Source organism: Bacteroides sp. M10, from assembly GCF_014334015.1.
GTDB classification, from domain to species: Bacteria; Bacteroidota; Bacteroidia; order Bacteroidales; family Bacteroidaceae; genus Bacteroides; species Bacteroides intestinigallinarum.
Genome location: NZ_CP060488.1, coordinates 5594519 through 5618556, shown reverse-complemented (window position 1 = coordinate 5618556; position 24038 = coordinate 5594519). Strand labels below are relative to the sequence as shown.

At 39.8% G+C, this 24038-nt stretch carries 20 protein-coding genes and 1 pseudogene; 12 read left to right on the top strand and 9 right to left on the bottom strand.

Annotated features, from left to right (window positions below):
* Window positions 1–84: 84 nt before the first annotated feature.
* Window positions 85–1386 (bottom strand): Na+/H+ antiporter NhaC family protein, encoded by a 1302-nt coding sequence (locus H8796_RS20790; protein ID WP_117935818.1) that lies wholly within the window; start codon window positions 1384–1386, stop codon window positions 85–87.
* A 136-nt stretch (window positions 1387–1522) separates the two neighbouring features.
* Here H8796_RS20790 and H8796_RS25520 point away from each other — a divergent pair.
* Window positions 1523–2285 (top strand): annotated as a pseudogene (locus tag H8796_RS25520) (LytTR family transcriptional regulator DNA-binding domain-containing protein).
* Window positions 2286–2333: 48 nt separating this feature from the next.
* Here H8796_RS25520 and H8796_RS20775 read toward each other — a convergent pair.
* From H8796_RS20775 to H8796_RS20765, 3 genes are all read right to left on the bottom strand, one after another.
* Complete coding sequence (locus H8796_RS20775) at window positions 2334–5453, bottom strand: ATP-binding protein (protein WP_117935816.1); 3120 nt, start codon at window positions 5451–5453, stop codon at window positions 2334–2336.
* 183 nt (window positions 5454–5636) lie between these two features.
* Entirely contained in the window at window positions 5637–7232 is a 1596-nt protein-coding gene (locus tag H8796_RS20770; protein ID WP_117935814.1) for a HAMP domain-containing sensor histidine kinase, read from the bottom strand.
* 496 nt (window positions 7233–7728) lie between these two features.
* Entirely contained in the window at window positions 7729–8256 is a 528-nt protein-coding gene (locus H8796_RS20765) for a DJ-1/PfpI family protein (RefSeq protein ID WP_117935863.1), read from the bottom strand.
* Window positions 8257–8422: 166 nt separating this feature from the next.
* Here H8796_RS20765 and H8796_RS20760 point away from each other — a divergent pair, with 166 nt between their 5' ends.
* The 7 genes from H8796_RS20760 (at window position 8423) to H8796_RS20730 (ending at window position 14024) form a co-directional block, all read left to right on the top strand.
* Complete coding sequence (locus H8796_RS20760; protein WP_117935812.1) at window positions 8423–8782, top strand: helix-turn-helix domain-containing protein; 360 nt, start codon at window positions 8423–8425, stop codon at window positions 8780–8782.
* Window positions 8775–9614 (top strand): MBL fold metallo-hydrolase, encoded by an 840-nt coding sequence (locus tag H8796_RS20755; protein ID WP_233530358.1) that lies wholly within the window; start codon window positions 8775–8777, stop codon window positions 9612–9614. Before H8796_RS20760 ends, H8796_RS20755 begins: the two co-directional genes overlap by 8 nt.
* A 101-nt stretch (window positions 9615–9715) precedes the next feature.
* On the top strand, window positions 9716–10159 hold the full coding sequence (locus H8796_RS20750) for an N-acetyltransferase (protein WP_117935811.1): 444 nt from the start codon (window positions 9716–9718) through the stop codon (window positions 10157–10159).
* Between the two features lie 9 nt (window positions 10160–10168).
* Window positions 10169–10849 (top strand): RNA polymerase sigma factor, encoded by a 681-nt coding sequence (locus H8796_RS20745; RefSeq protein WP_117935809.1) that lies wholly within the window; start codon window positions 10169–10171, stop codon window positions 10847–10849.
* 61 nt (window positions 10850–10910) lie between these two features.
* Window positions 10911–11432, top strand: a complete 522-nt coding sequence (locus H8796_RS20740; protein WP_117935807.1) for a DinB family protein — start codon at window positions 10911–10913, stop codon at window positions 11430–11432.
* A 629-nt stretch (window positions 11433–12061) separates the two neighbouring features.
* Window positions 12062–13354, top strand: a complete 1293-nt coding sequence (locus tag H8796_RS20735; protein ID WP_158577282.1) for an ATP/GTP-binding protein — start codon at window positions 12062–12064, stop codon at window positions 13352–13354.
* Complete coding sequence (locus H8796_RS20730; protein WP_117935803.1) at window positions 13344–14024, top strand: RloB family protein; 681 nt, start codon at window positions 13344–13346, stop codon at window positions 14022–14024. The genes H8796_RS20735 and H8796_RS20730 overlap by 11 nt, the downstream gene beginning before the upstream one ends.
* A gap of 211 nt (window positions 14025–14235) precedes the next feature.
* Here the strand turns inward: H8796_RS20730 and creD are convergent, their stop codons facing one another.
* Genes creD through H8796_RS20715 form a run of 3 tightly spaced genes read right to left on the bottom strand, consistent with a single transcriptional unit; the run spans window position 14236 to window position 16511 of the window.
* On the bottom strand, window positions 14236–15588 hold the full coding sequence (gene creD, locus H8796_RS20725) for a cell envelope integrity protein CreD (RefSeq protein ID WP_117935801.1): 1353 nt from the start codon (window positions 15586–15588) through the stop codon (window positions 14236–14238).
* 26 nt (window positions 15589–15614) lie between these two features.
* Window positions 15615–15911 carry a transcriptional regulator gene (locus tag H8796_RS20720; RefSeq protein ID WP_004313179.1) on the bottom strand — a complete coding sequence of 99 codons (297 nt, stop codon included), beginning with the start codon at window positions 15909–15911 and terminating at the stop codon, window positions 15615–15617.
* Complete coding sequence (locus H8796_RS20715) at window positions 15912–16511, bottom strand: hypothetical protein (protein WP_187343869.1); 600 nt, start codon at window positions 16509–16511, stop codon at window positions 15912–15914.
* Window positions 16512–16765: 254 nt separating this feature from the next.
* On the opposite strand from H8796_RS20715, the gene H8796_RS20710 reads away from it, so the two are divergent.
* From H8796_RS20710 to H8796_RS20695, 4 genes are read left to right on the top strand one after another with little or no spacing between them, the layout of a single operon-like run.
* A complete protein-coding gene (locus H8796_RS20710; RefSeq protein ID WP_117935799.1) occupies window positions 16766–17206 on the top strand; it encodes a MarR family winged helix-turn-helix transcriptional regulator in 441 nt (146 codons plus the stop codon).
* A complete protein-coding gene (locus tag H8796_RS20705) occupies window positions 17187–18506 on the top strand; it encodes a TolC family protein (protein WP_117935797.1) in 1320 nt (439 codons plus the stop codon). The genes H8796_RS20710 and H8796_RS20705 overlap by 20 nt, the downstream gene beginning before the upstream one ends.
* Window positions 18507–18520: 14 nt before the next feature.
* Entirely contained in the window at window positions 18521–19591 is a 1071-nt protein-coding gene (locus H8796_RS20700; RefSeq protein ID WP_117935795.1) for an HlyD family secretion protein, read from the top strand.
* On the top strand, window positions 19588–21192 hold the full coding sequence (locus H8796_RS20695; RefSeq protein WP_187343868.1) for an MFS transporter: 1605 nt from the start codon (window positions 19588–19590) through the stop codon (window positions 21190–21192). The genes H8796_RS20700 and H8796_RS20695 overlap by 4 nt, the downstream gene beginning before the upstream one ends.
* A 116-nt stretch (window positions 21193–21308) precedes the next feature.
* Here the strand turns inward: H8796_RS20695 and H8796_RS20690 are convergent, their stop codons facing one another.
* On the bottom strand, window positions 21309–22799 hold the full coding sequence (locus H8796_RS20690) for a UxaA family hydrolase (RefSeq protein WP_117935793.1): 1491 nt from the start codon (window positions 22797–22799) through the stop codon (window positions 21309–21311).
* Window positions 22800–22829: 30 nt separating this feature from the next.
* A complete protein-coding gene (locus H8796_RS20685) occupies window positions 22830–23894 on the bottom strand; it encodes a LacI family DNA-binding transcriptional regulator (protein WP_004308063.1) in 1065 nt (354 codons plus the stop codon).
* Window positions 23895–24038: the final 144 nt, after the last annotated feature.

Here is a 24038-nt window from a genome sequence, read left to right as displayed (position 1 = left end):
TTGATTTGAATTATGCTATTATCTCGTAATAGCGGGCACAAAGATACGGCTTTTCTTTTGATTGACAAACATTTCGCATCTTTTTTACGAATACCGTTTCGGATAGCGGAACAATATAGCGAGCAGGGCGCATGCTCCCATTGTAAACGGATAATAGAGATTGCTGATGATACTGATAGGGGAGATGCCGGCAAGTCCTGCTGCAATCAGCATCTGTGCTCCATAAGGAATAATTCCTTGTATCAGACAGGAAAAAGTATCGAGGATACTGGCTGTTTTCCTCCGGTCGAGATGGAATTTTATGGCAATATCTTTGGCAATCGGTCCGGTTGTGATAATGGCAATCGTGTTGTTGGCAGTACATAAATTGGCGATGCTTACCAGGGCGGCAATGCTTAGTTCGGCACCTCTCTTGCCATTGACGTGGCGGGTAAGTTTCCGGATGATGAAATCGATACCGCCGTTATAACGGATCGTTTCGAGCATACCTCCGGCCAGTAGAGTGATGATAATCAATTCTCCCATGCCTGTAATTCCCGTTCCCATGGCACCGAACCAGTCGAATATGCCGAAACTGCCGGTAGCGATGCCGATGATGCCGGTTGTCAATATACCTATTATAAGTACGAGCATCACATTCATGCCGGCAACGGCTGTTCCTAATACTATTATATAAGGTATCACTTTAATCCATTCGATGGTTTGTGTTTGGGCGGGAGCAGTAATGGACAGTCCCTGGAATATATAAATACCCAGTACGATGATGGCTGCCGGAACCACTATCATGGAGTTTACCCGGAATTTATCACGCATTACACATTCCTGGGTTTTTGTCGAGGCAATGGTGGTATCGGAGATAAAAGACAGGTTATCTCCGAAAAAGGAGCCGCCTACTACAATAGCTACCATAAAAGGGAGTGCTATTTCCGTCTTTTCTGCCAATCCTACGGCAACAGGAGTAAGGGCGACAATGGTTCCCACGCTGGTTCCGATGGATAAAGAGATGAAACAGGCGGCAATAAAGATGCCGGCCAGCAAGAGATTATCCGGAAGGATATGCAGTGTCAGATTGACGGTGGCATCGATTGCCCCCATTTGCTTGGCGCTTTGTGCAAAAGCTCCGGCAAGAATGAATATCCATATCATCAGGAGGATATTCTTATTGGCAGCTCCTACCGAGAATTGGTAGATACGCTGGTCCAGTTTCAAGCCGCGTGTAATGGCGATGGCATAACAGGAAGAGACGAGAAAGGCCACAGTGATAGGCACCTTATAAAAGTCGTTGACGAGGATGGAAGTCACCAGATAGAGGCAGAGGAATACGAGTAGCGGACTCAATGCCCACCAATTTCCGGGACGGTCTTTATGTATTTTTTCTTCAGTCATAAATGGATATTACAGTAATAATTCAAGCTGCAAAGATAGTAAGGAAACACATAAGTACGATAAAAGGCTCAAAATTTCATCCTTTCTTTTTCCGTTTCGTCCCATTCTTTGTTCCGTCTCGGCAATTTAAAAACGAATACTTTTTCTCTTTTCGTTTATCTCGAAACCATTCAAGGAAACAGAGCTTTCTTTCAAGGTGGCTGGCTCGATTGACTGTTTCGAAGTGTATGCCTGTATACAGAAAATTTCTACCATCGTGGAGATATGATTGCTGAAATAGATTCCCGTGATTTCCGTATTTGCAAAGAACGTGCGGAAGCTATCTACAATCAGGCAAAAGCTGTGTTTGAACAGATAAAAGCGCTGTATGAGAAAAATAACCTGTCAAACAGTATTGATTATCTTTTAAAACCGATTCATGAGGAACGGTTGTTGCAGACCATCTTGCGTTTTGAGGGATTAAGTAAAAACTATATCCATGATTTCAAAGCTGAAAGCTGGATGGTGGAAGTCTTGCAACAGCTCACTGTTGCACAAGAATCTTCTTTGTCCACAGCTAAAAAGTATCGCACACGGTTTTTAATCTTCAGTGGGGAGAAGCTGCTAACTCTGCAAGTCAGTGATATTGCTTATTTTTATTCAGAGAATAAGCTGACTTTTGCCGTGACACATAAAAAACGTGAATATCTTATTGGCCTGGCTTTAGACAGACTGTATGAACAACTTGATCCCGACCGGTTTTTTCGAACCGTCAGACTCTTGTCTGTATTGATGCTATTCAGCGTATTGAATCCTACTTCTTAGAGAAGGTAGTCGTACATATGCTACCCCCTTTCAAAGATAAAATCATAGTCAGTAAAGACAAAATGGCTTCTTTTAGAATGTGGTTGAATTGCTAAATGTCTGAAGGATTCAATGACTGATTTATCAAACGGCAGTTATCCGTCTTACAACAAAACAATGCGTTTGTGCATGATGTCTTTCAACTGTGCCTTCAACAAGCGGGCATTAATCGGCTTCGGCATATAACCGTCAAAGCCACTTTCCATAACTCGCTGCTCATCCGAAGCAAAAGCAAAGGCTGTGATGGCTATAATTGGTACTTTGGCAGAAAAGTTACGAATCTCTTTGGTCGCTTCATATCCATCCATGACAGGCATATTGATATCCATCAGTACGATTTGCGGATTATACTCTTTAAACAGATTAACAGCTTCCTGTCCGTCCCAGGCATGTATCAGATGATAATCATATTTTAGAATAGACTCGAACAGTTTATAATTGCTTTCGTTATCTTCGGCAACCAGGATAACAAGTTTGTCTTTCTCTATGCTGATGGTCTGTATCTCCTTTTGGGAAGTTTTTTCTACACTCTCTGCCTGTTTGTAGGGCAATGTAAACCAAAACGTAGAGCCTTTACCTACTTCTGATTCTACACCGATTTTACCGCCCATATTATCAACAAGCGTCCGGCAGATGGAAAGCCCGAGTCCTGTTCCTTGCGCAAATGAGTTCAGCTTGACAAAGCGTCCGAAAATACTATCCTGTTTATCTTGTGGGATACCGCAACCCGTATCAGCGACATAAAAATACAATTCATTATTTTCCCGTTTATATCCGAAACGGATACTGCCTTGTTCGGTGAATTTAATGGCGTTTGTTATAAGATTGATGATTAACTGGGATAATCTGTTCTTTTCTATATGTGCGCAACAAGGTTCTTCGGGAGCTACAAACTCCAATTTTACCTTGTCCGATTTGAGCTTTAACAGGCAACTGTTTTCCAAATCACTCATCAAATCATTAATCTCTACATTGGAATAATTAAAATCCAGTGTTCCTGCTTCTATCTTGGATAAATCCAATATATCACTGATAAGTTGCAACAACAAAGTGTTATTACTTTCAATGATACTCACATATTCCTGTTTCTCTTCTTCCTCTTCAGTAGAAGCCAATATACCCGAGAAACCAACAATGGCATTAAGGGGCGTACGTATCTCATGGCTCATATTTGCCAGGAAAGCCGATTTCAGACGATTCGATTCTTCTGCACGGTTTTTGGCATTCACCAATTCCTGCTCCATCTTCTTTCGTTCGGTAATGACTAGTGAAGAACCTACCAAAGTCAACGGATCTCCCTTTTCGTCCCGGGTTTCAACGGCTGCTTGCGCTTCCACCCAGTCTATTCTATGAAGTCCCTTATGAGTGTTGACTATACGATATTCTTCTTTTACCTTATTTGAACGACCTTCTATCAAGTCTTTGTAGGCTTGCTCCACCCGTGTCCGGTCTTCCTTGAATATCTTGGAGAAATATTGATTATCGGGCACTGCCAGTTGTTCTTCGGATACATCTTTTCCCAATATACTGAGTTCTATCGGCTTGTTGATGTCGCATAGGATAGTATGGCTTTGTAAGTCCCATTTCCAGGGTACGATATTAGCCACGTCGAGAGACATGGAGAGCTTATTGTTGATAGTGCTTAGCTTTTGTTGTGCCCTGTGTAGTTCTGTACTATCCAGGCAGAATACATCAATAATATTGCTGTGCTGTGTCCCTTTGAGTATCACATCATAGAAAGTGTCGATTTTTTTGAAGTAATAAGGGAAAGTAATTGCTTTATTCTCATCAAGTGCTTTCTTTATGAAATGCAAAAATTCCGGCATCGATTCCGGGAAAATCTCGCTTGCTTTTTTCCCAATCACCTCCTCTTTACCGAGGAAACTCTTTTCAAACTGTGCATTGACTTTCCGATAAATCAACTCGACAGGTATACCTTTTTCATCCGTGATGAGTTCTTCCTGCATATAAAGGATAGGCATATTGTTCACCAGGTTTTTGTAATTAGCCATGGCGTCTATTTCCTTCTGTTGCATTTTCTTTATAATATTAAAGTTGCGGATTCGATAAAAGAAAAACAGGGCAAGTAGAAATATAAAAGATAAAGAACCTATGATAAAATATTGGTTTTGTTCCCAAAACGAAAGTGGCTTATGCAAAAAGAGTGTGTTTGACGGACACAAGGAAGGGGAGATCCCTTTACGGAGTAATGTTGCATAATTAATGATGGGACGGCCGTCTGATGGCATATAGAAGGAAAGTTCACGGGCTTGTTTCCCTTCAAGGATAGCTGATATGGCATGAACCAATTCCTGATTATATATTTTTTGATTATAAGTGTAACCACCTATCATTCCCCCGTTTTCTTCGGTAATGTCTGTCATATTCAGGGTGAATACAGGAGCGGCAGTTGTCACGATAAGTTTGTGGTCGTTACTTATTAATGATGTATTGCCAGCAAATGTCTGTTTATAAAACCAGGATGCGAATAATACACCTGTTGTTTGGCAGTCGACACGATACAGTGAGTCCAACAATTGATTGGTAGTCATCTTTCGTGGTGTTAAAAACTGATATTCGATCTGAGGATAGTTTCTTTTTAATTCATCCTGAATGTCCAGGCTATTACTTAAATTAATTTCCCGTTCATCGCCAATGAATATAAATTTCTCGATGTTGGGCTTTAGGTGATTGATAAGTTGTATATTTTCGCGAAGATAAAGATTCGAATACAGGAAAACCATATTATAAGGATCGGCGAACTGCGATATCGGAGTACGATCGGCTGGTGCAATCTCTTTTTTCTGGAAGTAAGCTTTTTGCGGTCCTTGAAAAGCTTCTTCCGAACAGAGAATAACAGGTATATCTCCCCATAATTTTCTGTATTCATCTCTTAACGTAAATGCGGGACTTCCCAATAATACCAATAACCGGGGATGTGGTTGCGAGTATTTCTGGGAAATCATATTTTTAAATTCTCCTAAAATAGAATCATTGTCCATCATCAGTGTGTTCATATGCTCTGCATACAACGCCAGTTGAGGATCCTTTTGTACGTATTCCGATATAGTAGAAATCATCCGGCTACTCCACGGTGTAGATTCTGCATAAGAGTTGATACATAGAATGTATTTAGGAATATCTATATAGTTTCTTTGAGCTTGGATAGACGATGTAGACAAGAAACATAAAAAAAAGAGCCATAGGTATTTTCTTATATTCATGATAAATGTTTGCTTGTGGTATTTTTATTTCACTTTGTTTTATTTTAGTAGGACAAATGTAGTGAAAAAAAGGCTTGAAAAATTATTTCTATGATTAATTTTGCCGGAATACTTGTTTTATCGGACACTTTCGCTCTTTTTTATGCTAAACTCGCCTTTTGCGAGTACTAGCATACTTTTTTATCAGCCTGTATAGGGGTGAGTGAACCAAAAACGACTGCCGATTCCCAATTTGGATTCGACGCCGATAGTACCACCAAGGTGCTCGATAATACTTCTGCAAATGGACAATCCCAATCCTGTACCTTTTGAGAAAGAATTGAGTTTTACGAAACGGTCGAACACTTTATCGACTTTTTCGGGAGCAATACCCATACCTGTATCTGTAACGGAGAATTTTATTTCATTCGTATTTTCCTTTAGATGATATTCAAGAGTAATCTGCCCTGTCTCCGTAAATTTGAGGGCGTTATTGATGAAGTTCGTAATCACCTGCATCAAGCGCTTCTTGTCTGTATATATATAATATTCGGGCAAACCGGGTGCCAGCAGAACCGGTACGGGTTTATCCTTTTTTATATCATAATTGCGCATTATATCTTCACAGAAGCTCTTGATGTCCAGATGATCCATGGTGAAGTCGAGTGTTCCGGCCTCTATTTTTGATAAATCGAGAATATCGGATATCAGTTGCAAAAGAAGTTCAGTGTTTTCCTGCATGATATCGACATAATCCTGACGTTCCTTTTTGTCATCCGATTCGACCAGCAAACTGGCAAAGCCGACAATTGCGTTTAGCGGAGTACGGATTTCATGACTCATATTGGCAAGGAAAGCTGATTTTAAACGATCCAGGTTTTCCGCTTTTTCTTTGGCTATTCTTAGTTCTTCCTCAATGGTTTTCTGATGGTCAATATCTACACTGGTGATAACGTGTGCGATCTGTCCGTCGATCCAGGCAAATGCTGCGCTGAATACCCGGAACCAACATTTGTCGAACGGGCGTTGGTAATCCCAGGAGTAGACTTTGGACGGTTGCCCGTTTTCGTCAATCAAATGTTTTTTAGGGCAAAACTCACATTCTTCGGTTTTATCTTTATATAGAGCCTGCCAGCATTTTTTTCCTTCAAAATGTTCGATGCCTCCATAAGGGGCAGCCATGGATTCATTGGCATATAGCATATCATGAGAATCGAAAGAGTTTACATAGATGTCAACCCCCATGTTATTCATGATGCTGCTTAAAGTCTTGCCTGCCCGCACTTCTCTTTCCTTATATTCACGCACTGCTATTTCCTTGGAGAGTGATCCTAAAATGAGATGAATCATTTGCAGTTCCTCATCGATGAAAGATATTGCATGCTCCCTGTCTGCAAATCCGATGAATCCGATGATTTTTCCTTCGGAGTCTTGAATTTGCCGGATCAGTAAAGAATCGACTCTATAAAAATCAATGATGTCCACATCATCCCAGGAAGCATTTTGGGTTCTGCAAGCATAAAAAGGTTTGCTTTTGCCATTTGCGTGGGCAATATGTTGATTGCTCATTTCACTGATTTCAAAACGCTGGCGTAGGATATTGTCGTTATTGCCAATTGTTTCCTTTAAATAAAAGTAGCGAAATCCATCCGTTTGATAAATGAATGCTCTTTTAAAACCATAATATTCGCAAATATCCGTAAGTGATTCTGTGATTTTTTTCTCAATAGAGTCACAGCTATTCAGTCTTTCTAAAAAATGAAGTAAAAATGCATGGTAATTCTCTCTCTCTCTAATCATATTGTTTTAGGCATCTTGTTTGGTTATTTAAACTCGAAAGGAGTATCCTGTTTATCTCTTTCAAATCTTCAAGCTGCTAATATACGGACTTTTAAAAAATGATGAACGCTGTTTCGGATTTTTGTAATGTTCCGTTTTTCTTTTTCTTGGTACGAAAAGAGAATGTAAAATATGATATTTCCGTTGGATTTTAGTTAACTAACAACGGCCTTTTGAGAAATAAAGAGGTGGACTTGTGCGGATTTATAGAATTAAATGCTGTTTGGGGACGTTAGTCGGTCTTAGAATTTTTTGAATCTGTAAGTGGTTGATTATTAATACGTAATAAATGTGCATTTTTCCTTTAAAACCAACGGGTCGTTCCTTTAAAAGAAACGACTCGTTGCACACCGAGAAACACACCGTTCCTTTTAAAGGAACGCACTTTTTTATCTTCGGATACGTGAATTAAAATAATAATGTTTATATTTATTATTTTATATCTGCGCTGTCGGCATTATTTTAATGCTTCGATAACTTGCGGCATCATTGTCCAAATGGTATTTTCATCTTGAGCAGTGAAAAAGTTACCATCTATCTCTGATTTCTCATCAGTAGCTGTTCCGTTTTGAATGGCTGGTTTGGCTAATGGGTGAACTGCTACTTTCTTGTCTTTGGTAATTCCTGTAAAGTCGAACATCATTGCACCGGCACAATGTCCGATCATCATTTTTCCCTTATCTCCGAAACTTTTAATGACTTGCATTAAATCTACATTGTAGGGCTTATCAGCATTCTGCTGAAATACAGGCACTGCATCGCCACATGAGAAAACGAGTGCGTCGAATTCATCTTCGTGTCCCTTCAAATTAGCGATCATGTCATCTACTGTCAGGCTGATTCCTGAATTTGTTTTAATATCCTTCGTATCCGATACGGCAAATACTTTATATGAAATGCCATTTTCGAAAAATGCTTCCAAATATTGGAATAGTCCACAACCATTTACCGGATTCACTGCTAAAACTGCAACTTTCTTTGCCATAATCATAATTATTTAAATGAAACAATAGTTATTATTAGTAAGTTTATTACTTTTGTGATGCAAATGTATCTTTCTTGTTTGAAAAATGCAAGAACGTACTTGAAAATAAGGAAGTTACATAAAGGTAACTATTGCTGAATTTCAATAAAATACAAAACGTTAAAGAATGAAAAACTTTCATCCGACAGGAAATTGTCCGATAAGAGATGTGTTAAGCCGCTTGGGAGACAAGTGGTCGATGCTGGTGCTTATTACGTTGAATGCCAATGGTACGATGCGTTTTAGTGATATTCATAAAACGATAGAAGATGTCTCTCAAAGAATGTTGACTGTTACGTTACGTACTTTAGAATCAGACGGATTGGTGGAGCGGAAAGTGTATGCCGAAGTACCTCCCCGTGTGGAGTATTGCCTGACAGATACGGGTGGCACTTTGATTCCTCATATTGAAGGACTGGTAGGATGGGCTTTGGAGAATATGGATACCGTTCTGGAACATAGGCAAATAAATCAGCAACATGAATGAATTGGCAATGGCAGAAATGAATCAGATAGAAACGGAGTTGATTATGCTCGGAACGGGCAATGCTACCGTTACCAAATGTTATAATACCTGTTTTATCCTCCAAACGAAAGAGACTGTATTACTGGTCGATGGAGGTGGTGGAAATGGAATCTTAAACCAATTGGAAAAAGTAGATGTACCCATCGACAGTATACACGATATGTTTGTGACGCATGTACATACCGATCATATACTGGGGGCTGTCTGGATGATACGTATCATTGCACAGCGGGCATCAAACGGGCATTATTCTGGAACATTCCGTGTGTATGGACACGACAAAGTGCTGATGGTGCTGGAGCAAATATGTCGCATGACGCTGCCTGTTTCGGTTATGAAAGCTATCAATAAACATATTGAGTTCTACGAAATAAAAAACGGAGATACTCTTCAGCTTGGTGATTTGAGTTTACAATGTTTTGATATTGCTTCCACCAAAGAAAAACAATACGGTTTCCGGGCATTATTACCTAACGGCAAATCTTTGGTTTGTTTGGGAGATGAACCGTATAATGAGCAAGTTCGCTCATATACTGAAGGTGTGGACTGGCTATTGTGTGAAGCATTCTGTTTATATAAGGATCGCGAGCGTTTCAAACCTTATGAAAAACATCATAGTACTGCACTGGATGCGGGCAGACTGGCACAACAATTAGGAATAAAGCGTCTGTTATTATATCATACAGAGGATAAGACATTAGCCACTCGTAAGGAGTCTTATACGGAAGAAGCGTCCCGGGAATTTTCCGGACTGGTATATGTGCCTGATGATCTGGAGAAAATACTTCTTTAAAGGTTAGAGGGAAGGATTTTGCAACAAGTCGCTCGATGAGTGGATAAACAGGTATATTAGTACATACATTTGATTATAACACCATTCAAATATTTAAGAATATGGAGATAAAGCTAGTAACTTCAGATAAAAAAGAATTTCTCGAATTATTACTCTTGGCTGATGAACAGGAAAGTATGATTGACCGGTATTTGGAGCGCGGTGATATGTTCGTTCTTTATGATAACGGATTGAAAGCTCTTTGTGTAGTGACTCGTGAGGGGGAAGGTATTTATGAAATCAAGAATATTGCTACCGTTCCTTTCTTTCAACGGCAGGGGTACGGAAAACGTTTAATCGAATTTTTATTTGAATATTATCAGGGAAAGTGTTTTGAAATGTTAGTGGGTACAGGCGATGTACCTTCTTCCAGATCTTTCTATGAACACTGTGGTTTCACGGTTTCTCACCGGATAAAGAATTTCTTTACTGACAACTACGATCATCCGATGTATGAGGATGGTGTGCAGTTGGTGGATATGATATATTTGAAGAAAACATTTTAGTGTGTAACGATGGAAATGGATATCAATCATTTGGTGAAAAAATATGGAAATATGATTTCCACGATTGCTCACCGGATGATTCAGAATAAAGAAATCGCTTGCGAAGCAGCGCAGGAAGTGTGGTATGAACTTTGCAAAAGTATCAGTAGCTTTAAAGGCGATTCGGAATTTTCTACGTGGATATATACTATCGCTCGTCGCACTATAAGCAGGTATGCGGAATGTGAACGGCAGGTGAGAATGTTGGAATTTGAATATTTCCGTGCGTTGCCGGAAATCGAATACTCGGGTGGGGAAGAAGCGAAGCGGGAGTGGATAAAAGAAAGATGTGACTGGTGTATCACGGCTTTGAATCATTGTCTGAATAACGATGCCCGTCTGATTTTTATCTTTAGAGAAAATGTCGGGTTGCCTTATCGGCAGATTAGCGAAATCATGGAACTGAAAGAAAGTAATGTGCGGCAAATTTATAATCGTTCCATTCAGAAAATCACTGCTTTTATGAATGATACTTGTCCGTTGTATAATCCCGATGGTGCTTGTAAATGCCGTATTTGTAAACCGGTATATTCTATTGATATGGATAAGGAATATGCAACAGTACAACGAATGATGAGGCTTGCCGATTTATATAAGAAGTTTGAAAAAGAACTTCCAAGGAAAAATTATTGGGAGAAATTTTTGCAGTAAGTTGTCACAAAGCTCATTTACTTTTCCACTAACTATATGTATAATTTAAAAACATATAGTTATGAGTAAAATTGATTTTTTGAAGGAGCAGATTATAGAAGCTCGCACATTTGTGAATCGTTTGATGTCTGAATTGCCGGAAGATTTGTGGTATGTTATTCCTGAAGGAACAGATTCTAACTTTATCTGGCAAGTGGGGCATCTGCTTGTTTCGCAGAATTTCCACACGTTGACAGCTGTTACCGGTGTGAATGAAAGGGTAGGAAAGTGGGTGCCTATCCAAAAATATAATAGAATATTTAATGGCATGGGGACATTGCATCGTTCCATAGAGAAAGATTTGATTCCGGTTGCTGAATTGAGAGAACAAATGGAAATCGTTCATCAGATCTGTATCGAGAGTCTGGGAATATTGAATGATGATGTTTTGGCAGAGTGTTTGCAACCCCTCCCGTTTAAACATCCTGTTGCTGAAATTAAATATGAGGCATTGTCGTGGAGCTTTAAGCATGAAATGTGGCACAGTGCGGAAATGGAAGCTGTCAAAAGAAACTTGGGGTATCCAATCGTTTGGATGAAATAAAAAACAACTTTGTTCGTTTATGTTACTGTATGAATGAACGGCTTATTTATATCCTTTTATTGTATGAAAGTGCATTTCTCTATTTTTACATTCGAAGAAGACATTCTTAATAAACGCAATTTGGGTTTATAATAAACTTTGGGGTAGTTTATTATAAACGGTATCAGAGTTTATTAAAAACTATTTTAGTCGTTTGGGGAGATCATAGAAAAAGTTATGTGTATAAATACAAACAAAATAGGGCAATGATCGTCAAATCATTGCCCTATAATATATCTGTATTGGTCCTGAATAAGATCAGTTTAAGAGCTTTTTATGTATCTATTTTTCTTGTTATATTCATGTCGTTTATAGATTTTGTTTTCTCAAAGATACAAAATAAAAAGCCGTTTGTCAAGTGTTTCAGAAGAAAAGCCGGTTATTTGTTAAATAATTCCGAGACTATTTGTGACTTATAAACGATAAATCCTCTTGTCTGATGATTGTTTTTTGAAATAAATGCAGAAAAGTGATATTTAATGAGAAATTTTCGTTTTATTTGTAGCTGTAACTATATAAATGTAAAACATATGTTGATAAGGTTTATTGTATCTAACTTCCTTTCTTTTTTTGAAGAAACGGAGTTTAATATGCTAGCTGCTAAATCGCTAAAAAGTCATAAGGAACATGTGTATTCGGTTAAGAAGGACTTGAATGTACTTAAAGCATCGGCTATCTATGGGGCTAACGGGGCTGGAAAATCTAATCTGATTAGGGCTATTGATAGTTTGCAAATCCTCGTTAATAGTGGTAAGATTCCTGCAAGAGCAGGTAAGGTAAAGAATAAATTAGCAAAAGATGCTGATAAGATGCCAATATCGTATGAAATAGAATTTTCGATAAAAAATAAGGTGTATACGTATGGAGTTATTTTTGATTCTGGACTTTGTTTGGAAGAATGGCTATATCAAACAGGAATCAAAAATGCCAAAAAAATTTTTGAAAGAAAATATTCCGAAGAAAAGAAGCATCCAGTGATTACTATGAATGAGAAGTTTCTTATGACAAAAGAGAGTAAAATGCTGATTTCTTTGATGGAAGACAATTTACTTCAAAATGATGAATTGTTGATTTCAAAAAATAAGAATCTTAAAATAGACGAGATAGGCGATGTTTGTGAGTGGTTTAAAAAATACTTATGTATAATATATCCAAATTATAGACCGATATCATTGGCTACAAATATTTATATTAATAATGAATTTAAATGCTTCTCGGAAAAACTATTGCATTCTTTTGATTTAGGAATCGATAGTCTTGCTTTGAAGAATGAGGACTTTGACACTTTTTTTAAGAGAGAAAAAATGCCGGAGAATGAAGATATTGATGATATAAAGAAAGATATTGATGAAAAAAAGTTCGTGATATTTCGTGGAAAAGGGCGTTCTGTATCAGCTACAAAGGAAGAAGGAAAATATGTTATTAAGAGCTTGATTACCAATCGAACTATAAGTGGAAAGGAAGTGGCATTTGAGTTAAATGAAGAATCAGACGGAACCCAACGATTATTAGACTTTGTTCCAATGATCAATTCTATGCTTAAGAAAGAGAGGACATATGTCGTTGATGAACTAGATCGAAGTTTACATCCATCATTGTTGCATACTCTCGTAAAAAAAATAATGGATGACGATGACATTAAGGGGCAACTGATCTTTACAACGCACGAAGCTGGTTTATTGAATTGCAAAATTTTCAGGGCAGACGAAATATGGTTTGCAGAAAAAGATAAGGAAGTGCAAAGTACACATTTGTATACCCTTAATGATTTTAAACCAAGAAATGATTTAGATATAGAAAAAGGTTACCTTAACGGACGTTTTGGCGCGATACCGTTTCTTTCAAAATTGGAGGACTTAAATTGGGAATACAATGGGATTTAAAGTAAGAGGGTACGATAAAAATGTAGAGCAAGAAAAGACACGTGATTACAGCCTTTTTGCAATAGCTTGTGAAGGAACAGAGAGGGAACCGGAGTATTTTCGCCCTTTTAGTATGATTGATAGAATTAAAGTCGATATTATTGAAAATAGAATCGGAAAACGGGATTCGGCGCCAAAGAAAGTGCTTGAAAGAGTGCAGCGGTATATTGAAGAAGTCGGGCTTTCTGAAAAAGATAATGATACTTTGTGGTGTGTTATTGATGTTGATAATTGGCCAAGAAAACAGATTGAAGAACTTGCAGAGTATTGTAATAATTTTCCAAACTGGAATATTATAATAAGTAACCCCTGTTTTGAGGTATGGTTGCTATATCATAAACTGAAAGATTTGAAGGATATTGATTGTTCAAAAGCTCAAAAAGTGAAAGAAGCATTGCATAAGCAAGAAAAAGGTGGCTATTTTTATTTGAAATACTTGCCATTGTTGAAAGATGCAATAGTAAATGCAAAAGCTAATGATTCTCACTTAAAGAGTTATTTTCCTGATAGTAAAGAAACGAAAGTTTATCTTTTGGCAGAAGCTCTGATGGAGAAGATAGGTGAACCTAGATTTAACAAATTTATTGGTGAAATATTACCAACTTTAAACCCAACGAAGAGTAAAAAGTAATTTGATGAAATTGTTAGCTAATACTTTTGTTCTTTGTTGAAGAAATAGTTGAAGGATAATGTAAATACGGTAGTTTAAGAATTTTAATGATGTTCGAAAAAGATGATATTTGCTATTTTTTATCATTAGCTTCGCAAACAAAGTGCGAAGCTAATGATAGGTTGATATAACTTATTATTAGTCTAATGACGCTCTTTTGAAAAGCATATTCTTATTCATTGAACCAGTCTATTTTCTTTGAGAAATACATCACTATTGCCAGTATAATAAACAGTCCTAAGCTGCCTGCCAATAATGCGAAAGTCTCTAGTTGGATAAGGACAAATATATAGATATAGAGTATACCTAATAGTCCTGACATGATTAATGACGGTTTCTTTTTCCTGGTGATTCCGAACATATATCCGCCTACCAGTGTAATGGTCAGTGCAGAAGATAATAAATAGGCAGGATTGAATCCGATGTGTTCGGAGAAGGAGAGGAGCAAACTGTAGAATAGACAGAGTGCCAGTCCTACCAATAAATACTGCAAGGCATGAATACGGGTCTTATTCATAATTTCGGTGAAGAAAATCACTCCGAAAGTCAGTAAGATAATCAGGATTGCATATTTTGCAGAACGCATGGACTGTTGGTACTGTTCCACCGGGATTTTGAAGTTAACGCCGAAACTGGAGTTCTCAATGTCCTTGATGTTCGAGTTGTTGTAGTCAACCATCACCTGTGAGTAATTCCGGTTCAAATTTAAAACCTGCCATTGTGCAGAGAATTCTTTCTCTGTAATGTTGCGGTTATTAGGCAGATAGTTACCGGTGAAGCTAGGCGTATTCCAGTTGGCTTTCAGATCTACACGGGTTGTTTTACCCAATGGAATAAAGTTGAGTGACTGCGAACCTTTCAGTTTGATTTTTATTTCATAAGGTAGTTTTTTATTCTGTTTCAACTCCGATAAGTTTGCGATTGCATGAACTCCGGTGTTATCTATTCCTCTGTTGTCCATACCCGGTTCGAATATATAAACAGAATCTCCCAAAGTGATGCTGATTTGTTCGCTGATACCCCGCATATCGGTCATATTCAGGCAAATAGCCGCCCTGTCAAACTGCAACTGTTCCATATCTATTCTGCTCTTTTTCAATTCTTCCGAACTGAATGATCCTTTCAATGTCAGTTCCGATTGATATACATTGACCTCGTAGATACTTCTTTTCAGAATTTCAGTCTTTAGTTGCCCGCTGACCATGAGCTCATCGGGAAAAAGTATCAGGTCTTTGATAGAAACCTTCTTCTCGCCGTTATTTTCAATGACGACCGGATACTGGAGATTCAGGTAGGGGCCCGTGATGGTCTGTGCCAGACTCCATTTTTCACTTACCTCGTCGATAGCTTCTTCCTGGGTTCGTCCCCGTTCGGAAATAAGATTTTCAATCATGAACATCGGTATCATCAGGAGAAGAATTAATAACCCGATGATGACAACCTTGATTGTTTTGGAGAAACGGTGGAGACATCCCATAGGTTGCTGCGCCTGTTGCTCATTTGAATTTTCATTGAAACCGTCCATAAGCCAGTAGTGTTTTGATGAATTATTTATTTTGATTTTAGAAATTTCTCTAAGGCTTCAATATGAGATTTGAAAGCTTCTCTGCCTTGCGGGGTTGCTTGAAAAACAGTTCGTGGCTTTCGTCCGACAAAACTTTTGTTGCATACGATATATCCCAGTTCTTCCAGGGCACGGGTATGGCTGGCAAGATTGCCGTCTGTCAGAGAGAGCTGCTCTTTCAGAAAATTGAAGTCGGCTTCCTCATTTACCATCAGAATAGCCATGATACCGAGCCGGACCTTGCTTTCGAATGCTTTATTAATATATTGGAATGCTTCTATCATTTATGATCTCTTTCTTTCGTAGTGTAAATAGAACAATATGCCATAAAGAATATGGAAACCGCCAAAACCGATGGTCCAGAACAGCAGTGAATGACCTTCCCAAAAACAATCTACGACTCCCAGGCAAATGAAAGCATATCCTAACCATACGATACTGGAGTAAGTGAACTTGGATACGTTGGCCAGTGCCAGTCCGTAAAATAAAAGCATGACGGAAGCCAGGATGTCATAATACTCATGCATCATGATGGAGATGCATAAAACACCTCCGGTCAGCATCGGAAGAGAAAAGTTCCACAATGCCCGGTAAGTGAGGCGGCTGAAAAATTTCTGTCCTGTCTTCTTGGATTTATAATAGGACAGGATGCAGGCGGTGACCGCAGCTGCTACCAATACGAGCGAGGCTATAATAGCCATTAGTTCGAGAGCAACCATTAAATGTGTGCCCGGGGTGATAACTTGTGTGGCGATGTATGCGCCAGCTAATGCGTAAATGCCCGCCATGATTGCAGCGAGACCACTTAGAGAGATAAACTTGGAGGACTTTTCCATCAACTCTTTTATCTCATTTACCGATTCTAATACTTTATCTTTATTCATATAAAAAAGTACTTTGTAGTGCAAAGTAAAATAAAAGATTTCAGATGAACAAACTTTTTGCCTGAATATTTTAATGGTAAATATTTGAATGGTATGATAAAGCGTTCATATATAGTTGTTTAATGCGTGAATGAACGAATAGCCAGAAATTAGATAAAGAGGGTTTGAAAATGAAATTAGTCAAACGTTTGACTAATCCGAAGGAAATACCTAACTTTGCCGCCGAAACGAAACAGGTAAAAAGAGAATAGAAAATGAGAGAAGGAGCAGAGTTTAGAGAACTCATGTTGCAGATTGTTCGTACCCGTATGGCTTTCCGCCGGTCTATGCAACGGACATTGAGAAAAAATAATGCGGGTATTACGTTTGAGATGCTTCAGGTATTGAGTAGTTTATGGCATGAGCAGGGAATTAGTCAGCAGATATTGGCGGAACGCATTGCAAAAGATAAGGCATGTCTCACCAATTTGATGAATAATCTGGAAAAGAAAGGGTATGTTCACCGGAAAGAAGATCCTGCCGACCGTCGTAATAAACTGGTGTTCCTGACTCCCGAAGGAGAAGAATTTAAAGAACAGATTCGTCCGATTCTCGATCAGGTCTATGTATACGCAGAAAAGATTGTTGGTATAGAGAGCATTGAAACTATGTTGTCTGAATTAAAGAGTGTATGCGATGTACTTGAAAATGTATAAGAAGTATGGGGCGGTTTTATCTAGCCTGTTTTTGGCTGTTCAATCCATAAATGCACAAACCGATTCTTTGTTTCTCACTATCGATCAGCTTTTTGAACGGGGAGTACAGCATAGTCTGCAACTTCAGGCGGATGTAATGAAAGAATCTATGGCACAGGAGCGGATACGGACCGCACGGTCTGCACAGTTACCGGAACTGCAGATCGGACTGAAAGGGGGATTTGTAGGGCAGCCTGTTGTTTGGGAACGGGGATTATCCGATCCTTCATACCCGGAAGCGCCGGACTGGTCACAAAATTATGCGATTGATCTGGCACAGCCTCTCTATCAGGGTGGTAAAATCCGAAGTGCCATTCATAAAGCGGATATAGAAAAGCAAGTTGCCGAACTACAAACGTTGACCGATGAGGCGGAAATAAAGTTACGGTTACTCAATCAGTATATGAACTTGTTTAGTCTGTTTAAGCAGCATGAGATACTGACACGGAATATTGAAGAGTCGGAACTCCGGTTACGCGATATCCGGCGAATGAAAAAAGAGGGGCTGATTACCAATAATGATGTATTGCGGAGCGAAATGCAGCTGACTAATGACCGACTGTCTTTGGAGGAAGCGGAAAATAGCATTGCGCTTGTATCTCAGCAACTCAATATCTTGTTGGGGCAGGATGAGAACTTGTTGTTACAACCGGATACAACCGTTCTCTATCAGGCAGTTGCTTTGCAGTCCTATGATGACTATATTGTTCAGGCGTATGAAAATGATCCGGCGATGAGGCTGCTTCGCGCACAGACAGAATTGGCAAGGAATGAAATCCGTTCTGCCCAATCCTTATCTCTTCCCAGTGTGTCGCTATATGCATCGAATACATTGGCACGTCCCGTTTCACGTACATTGGCGGATATGTATAACAATAACTGGAATGTGGGCGTATCGGTTTCCTATCCTTTATCTTCACTGTACAAGAACAATCATAAAGTAAAAGAGAGTAAACTGATGGTGTCTTTGCGGAAGAATGAAGAAGAACAGAAAATGCAGGGAATCCGCATGGATGTGCGTTCGGCATTTTTACGCCACAGGGAAGCGTTGCAGAGGGTAGAGGCTCTAAAACTGTCTGTCCGGCAAGCGGAAGAAAATTACCGTATTATGCAGAATCGTTATCTGAATCAACTGGCTATCCTGACTGATTTACTTGATGCGAATTCCGTCCGTTTGAATGTGGAATTGCAGCTGGTCACTGCACGCACTCGTGTGATTTATACTTATTATCAACTTCAGAAGGCTTGTGGACGTCTTTAATAAACAGAACAGATATGGCAATTGAATGGAAAGAAAAACAGAAGAAACTGAAAAAAGTAAGGGTTCGTAATATCGTTTTAAATTTGGTATGTATCTGTTTAGCTGTCTCCGGGCTTTGGTGGACTGTTAATTACTTCTGGCGTTATGTCAATTACGAAGTGACTAATGATGCTTTTGTAGATCAATATGTAGCTCCTTTGAATGTCCGGGCTTCGGGTTATATCAAGGAGGTTCGTTTTAAGGAGCATCAATATGTCCATCAGGGAGATACTCTGCTGGTGCTTGACAATCGTGAATATCAGATTAAGGTAAAGGAAGCGGAAGCTGCATTGTTGGATGCACATGGCTCGCAGGATGTTCTTCATTCGGGTATTGAAACTTCCCATACGAATATTGCCGTACAGGATGCCAACATCGCTGAAGCGAAAGCGAAACTCTGGCAATTGGAACAGGATTATCATCGTTTTGAACGTTTGTTGAAAGAAGAATCTGTTCCGGAACAGCAGTATGAGCAAGCGAAAGCTGCTTATGAGGCAGCAAAGGCACGTTATCAGGCATTAGTTGCACAGAAACAGGCGGCATTATCACAATATGCGGAGACAAGTAAGAAAACAACCGGTACGGAGGCTGCCATTTTGCGTAAAGAAGCAGACCTGGATTTGGCTAAGCTGAATCTGTCTTATACGGTTCTCACTGCTCCTTATGATGGATATATGGGTAGGCGTACGCTTGAACCCGGTCAATATGTGCAGACCGGACAGACTATTTCTTATTTGGTGCGTAACAAGGACAAGTGGATTACCGCTAATTATAAAGAAACGCAGATTGCTAATATCTATATTGGCCAGCAGGTGCGTATTAAAGTAGACGCAGTGCCCGGAAAGATTTTTCACGGGGAAGTCACTGCAATTTCCGAGGCAACCGGGTCTAAATATTCCTTGGTTCCTACAGATAATTCTGCCGGTAATTTTGTAAAGGTACAGCAGCGAATCCCTGTGCGTATCGACTTGGAAGATGTTTCTCCGGAAGAAATGGCACAGTTGAGAGCCGGGATGATGGTGGAAACAGAAGCTTTACGCAAATGATTACCATGAAGGAATTGGAGGCACCTGTTCGTCAATGGGTGCCCGATTGGCTTGGGCTTATCAGCATTTTCATCGTAATTCTTCCGGTCACTATGCTCAATGGCTCGTATACAGGCAGTATGCTGGAAGTGTCGAACACGCTGGGTACTAATTCGGAAGATATTACGATGGGGTATTACGCTGCTTCGGCGGGTATGGCTATCGCATACCCGATTATTCCTAAGGTGTTGGCAGCCTTTTCCGTGAAATCTCTGTTATTGATTGATTTAGTACTGCAATTCTTATTGAGTTGGGTTTGTGCGCGTACGCAAAACGCAGATATTTTGATTGTCTGTAGTTTTGCTGTCGGTTTCTTGAAAGGGTTTCTTATGTTGTGGTTTATTCGTTATGCCCAGAAGATTTTCAGTCCGAAGAATGTGCGTAGCGAGTTCTATTCTTATTTTTATCCGTTGGTTTACGGTGGGGGACAAGCTTCGATGCTGGTAACGGCTTTACTGGCGTATCATTATAACTGGAAGTATATGTACTACTTTATGATGGTATTGATCTTGATTTCCATTCTGTTTGTTATCATCTGTTTCCGGCATAACCGTCCCATAAAAGCTGTCGCATGGTCTGATCTGCATATCCGTGAGATGTTTGTTATTTCAGCCGGGTTGCTGATGTTGATGTACGTTATCAATTATGGCAAAGTGCTCGATTGGATGGCTTCCGGCAAGATATGTATTTATATTGTAATAGCACCTATGCTGATTGCACTGTTCATCTGGTATCAAAGCCGTTCGGAGAATCCTTATGTAAGTCTGGCTCCTTTATTCCAACCCAAAGCAATTGTGGGCTATTTTTATATGATGCTCGTGATGTTTTTCAGTACATCAACCACTTTGCTGACTAACTATCTGACTGTTATTCTGAAAGTAGATACTACGCATACCTATTCTCTTTATATTTATTTACTTCCGGGATATGTAGTCGGCGCCTTTATTTGTTTTTGGTGGTTTCGCTGGCAACGGTGGCGTTTCCGTTTTCTGATAGCGGGAGGAATGAGTTGCTTTGTGATTTTCTTTGCCATTTTGTATTTTGGCATTTCTCCGGATAGTACGTATGAGATGCTCTACCTGCCTATCTTCTTTCGTGGTTTGGGTATGTTGACTTTGATTATTGCTTTTGCCCTGTTTGCCGTGGAAGACTTGAATCCGAAATACTTATTGTCGAATGCTTTCTTCCTGATTATTTTCCGTTCCGTGTTGGCACCTATCATGGCGACTTCTTTTTATAGTAATGTACTGTACCGACTGCAACAAAAATATATGTATTCTTTGTCGGAGACTATAACAGTTGCTGATCCATTGTCGTCAGCACGCTATAGCCAGTCGCTGAACAATGCGATGACACAGGGACATCCGTATGATGAGGCTGCGCAGTTGGCAACCAACTCCTTATATAATACGCTACAACAACAAAGCCTGTTGCTGGCACTGAAAGAGATTCTGGGTTATTTGTTGGTTATATCTGTTGTCATAGCTGTGATTTCTCGTTTTATTCCTTTCCATAAAACAATCCGCGTTACGTTTAAGAAAACAGGCGATGATATGGTATAACAAAAAAAGAGTTGCTATCCTTCACTCAATGATAAGTTGAACGGGATAGCAACTCTATTGTTTTAACAATGTATCTTTTATCTTCGATATATTTGTTGTATCAGATAGCGACCTGTTTACAAGGTTACCCCTGTTTTAAAGATAGCAATTTCGCGATAGCCTTTCTTTTCGTTGTTTACGAATTCACCGCTTGCCACTTTGATGATATAATCAATGAAGCGTTCACAAGTCTTTTCCATCGGTTCGTTTTCTACGATCACACCGGCGTTGAAGTCAATCCATCCCGGTTTGTTTTTAGCCAGGGTTGAATTGGTGGAAATCTTCATGGTCGGAACAAAAGTGCCGAAAGGAGTACCGCGTCCGGTGGTGAAAAGTACCATGTGGCATCCACTTGCTGCAAGAGTAGTGGCTGCAACCAGGTCATTGCCCGGAGCAGAAAGCAGGTTGAGTCCTTTTTTCTGTAAACGTTCGCCGTAAGGCATTACGCCGGATACATAACTCTTTCCACATTTCTGGGTACATCCCAGTGCTTTTTCTTCCAGAGTAGAGATACCACCGGCTTTGTTGCCCGGAGAAGGATTTTCACCTACAGGCTCTCCATGTGACAGGAAGTATTCTTTGAAGTCATTAATCAGATGGACAGTCTGTTCAAACAGCTCTTCGTTTTTACAACGGTTCATCAGGATCGTTTCTGCACCGAACATTTCCGGAACTTCAGTCAATACGCTTGTACCTCCCTGTGCAATCAGGAAATCGGAGAACATACCCAACAATGGGTTGGCCGTAATGCCGGAGAAACCGTCAGAACCACCGCATTTTAATCCCACACGAAGTTCGGACAAAGGTACATCGGTACGTTCGTCTTTAGAGGCTTTTGCATATAAATCACGCAGGATTTCCATTCCTTCTTCATATTCGTCACCTACCTTTTGGGTAACCATAAATTTGACGCGGTCTTCATCGAACTCGCCCAGGAATTCACGGAATATATCCGGTTGGTTATTCTCACATCCCAAGCCTACTACCAATACAGCACCTGCATTGGGATGGAGCACCATGTCACGAAGAATCTTTTTCGTATTCTCGTGGTCGTCACCAAGTTGCGAGCAACCGTAGTTGTGTGGGAAAGCGACGATGGCGTCCACTCCCTTACCTTCGGTTTCGCGACGCAGTCCCTCGGCCAGTTGTCCGATGATACCGTTTACGCAACCTACAGTCGGGATAATCCATATCTCGTTTCTTACACCTACATCACCGTTTTTGCGACGGTAACCTTTGAAAGTAAGATCTTTATGAGGAATATCTAAAGAAACCTGAATCGGGTTGTACGTGTAGTCCAACAATCCGGCAAGGTTGGTTTTGATGTTTGTTTCGTTCATCCAGTCACCCTGTTTCTTTGCCATTCGTGCATGTCCGATCGGGTAACCGTACTTGATTACATTTTCACCTTCCGCAAAATTCTTTAGTGCGAATTTATGTCCGGCAGGAATATCCTCGTTCAATGTAATCTCAATGCCATCTATAGAAAGATGCTCTCCTGCCGGGAGGTTAACAATGGCAACGGCAACGTTGTCGGCAGGATTAATTCTTAAATACTTTGTTTCCATGTAATGTACTTGTAAAGTTGTACTTTGTTGTTATTTGCTATGGTAATAGTCTATTGTCTCTACTGTTAACAGATCAATGGGCATATAGTTGATACGAGTCACTTCTTTCTTGAAAATAAGATGATCGCATAGAGCTTTGATGCCATTGGCTCCTTGCAGTTCCGGCTGCTGGGCGATGAGGAAGGAGATACTTCCTTCTTTCAGGCAGGTGACATTCCGTTCCAGAAGGTCATAGCCTATCAGATTGAAGTCTTTCTTTCCACGGCTTTGCAGGTACTCGCCAACGATGTAGGCTTTAGAGTTGAAAGTGATTCCGTTCTTAACCATCGGATAAGTGCGGAAGAATTCGTCCAGCATCTCGTTATCTTCGTCGTTGCGTTCGGCATGCAAGTCAAGTTCCAGTATAGTACAAGACGGATGATGTTCTTTCATGTACTGCCTAAAACCGATTTCTCTGTTCTCCTGCTGATTAGATCCTACAATTCCTTCATGTATTTTGCGGAAAATCACAATTTCCTTTTCCTCCCGTGCCAGTAACATCATCATTCGAGCAGCGAAATATCCGCTTTGACGTGAGTTCTGACCAAAGAAGGCGAGGGGAGGAACCTCTTTAATATTGGAGTCTATATATATATAAGGTATATCCAGTGCCTGCAACTGATCGGTGAATCCTTTCGTATATTGCGGAGCGGTAGGAGCTACCATCACTCCGTCTGGCTGCAGGGCCAGGATGGCTTCGCTGGCGTTGACGAATGAATGATAATCGTATGGATCGTAATAGTTGATTTTCACCGAAGTATTGAAATCCGAATAGGTCGCGATAGCTTCATGAATACCGATTTCTACAGCCGTCCAGTATTCGCCTTCCAGATGCTCCGGCAAAAGGCAGATAAACGTATACTTCTTGTTGGAAGCCAGAGCGCTGGCGTACATATTGGGCTGGTAGTCAAGCTGCTTCAGAATTTCTTCTACGCGTTTCTTACTGGCCTCCGATACTCCGCTACGTCCGTGAATAACGCGGTCTACTGTTCCCACTGATACATCTGCTAGACGGGCGATGTCTTTGATTCTGATCCTTTCGGGCAATTTATTCATACGATAACCTTTATTTATATCGGTTTTTGTGCTCGCACACAATAATAATCTTAATATTTTCGATACAAATATATAACAATTTTTGTAATTACGAAAATTGTTGTATCTTTGTGCCCGCACACGAAAGGTATGTAGTGTTAGTCA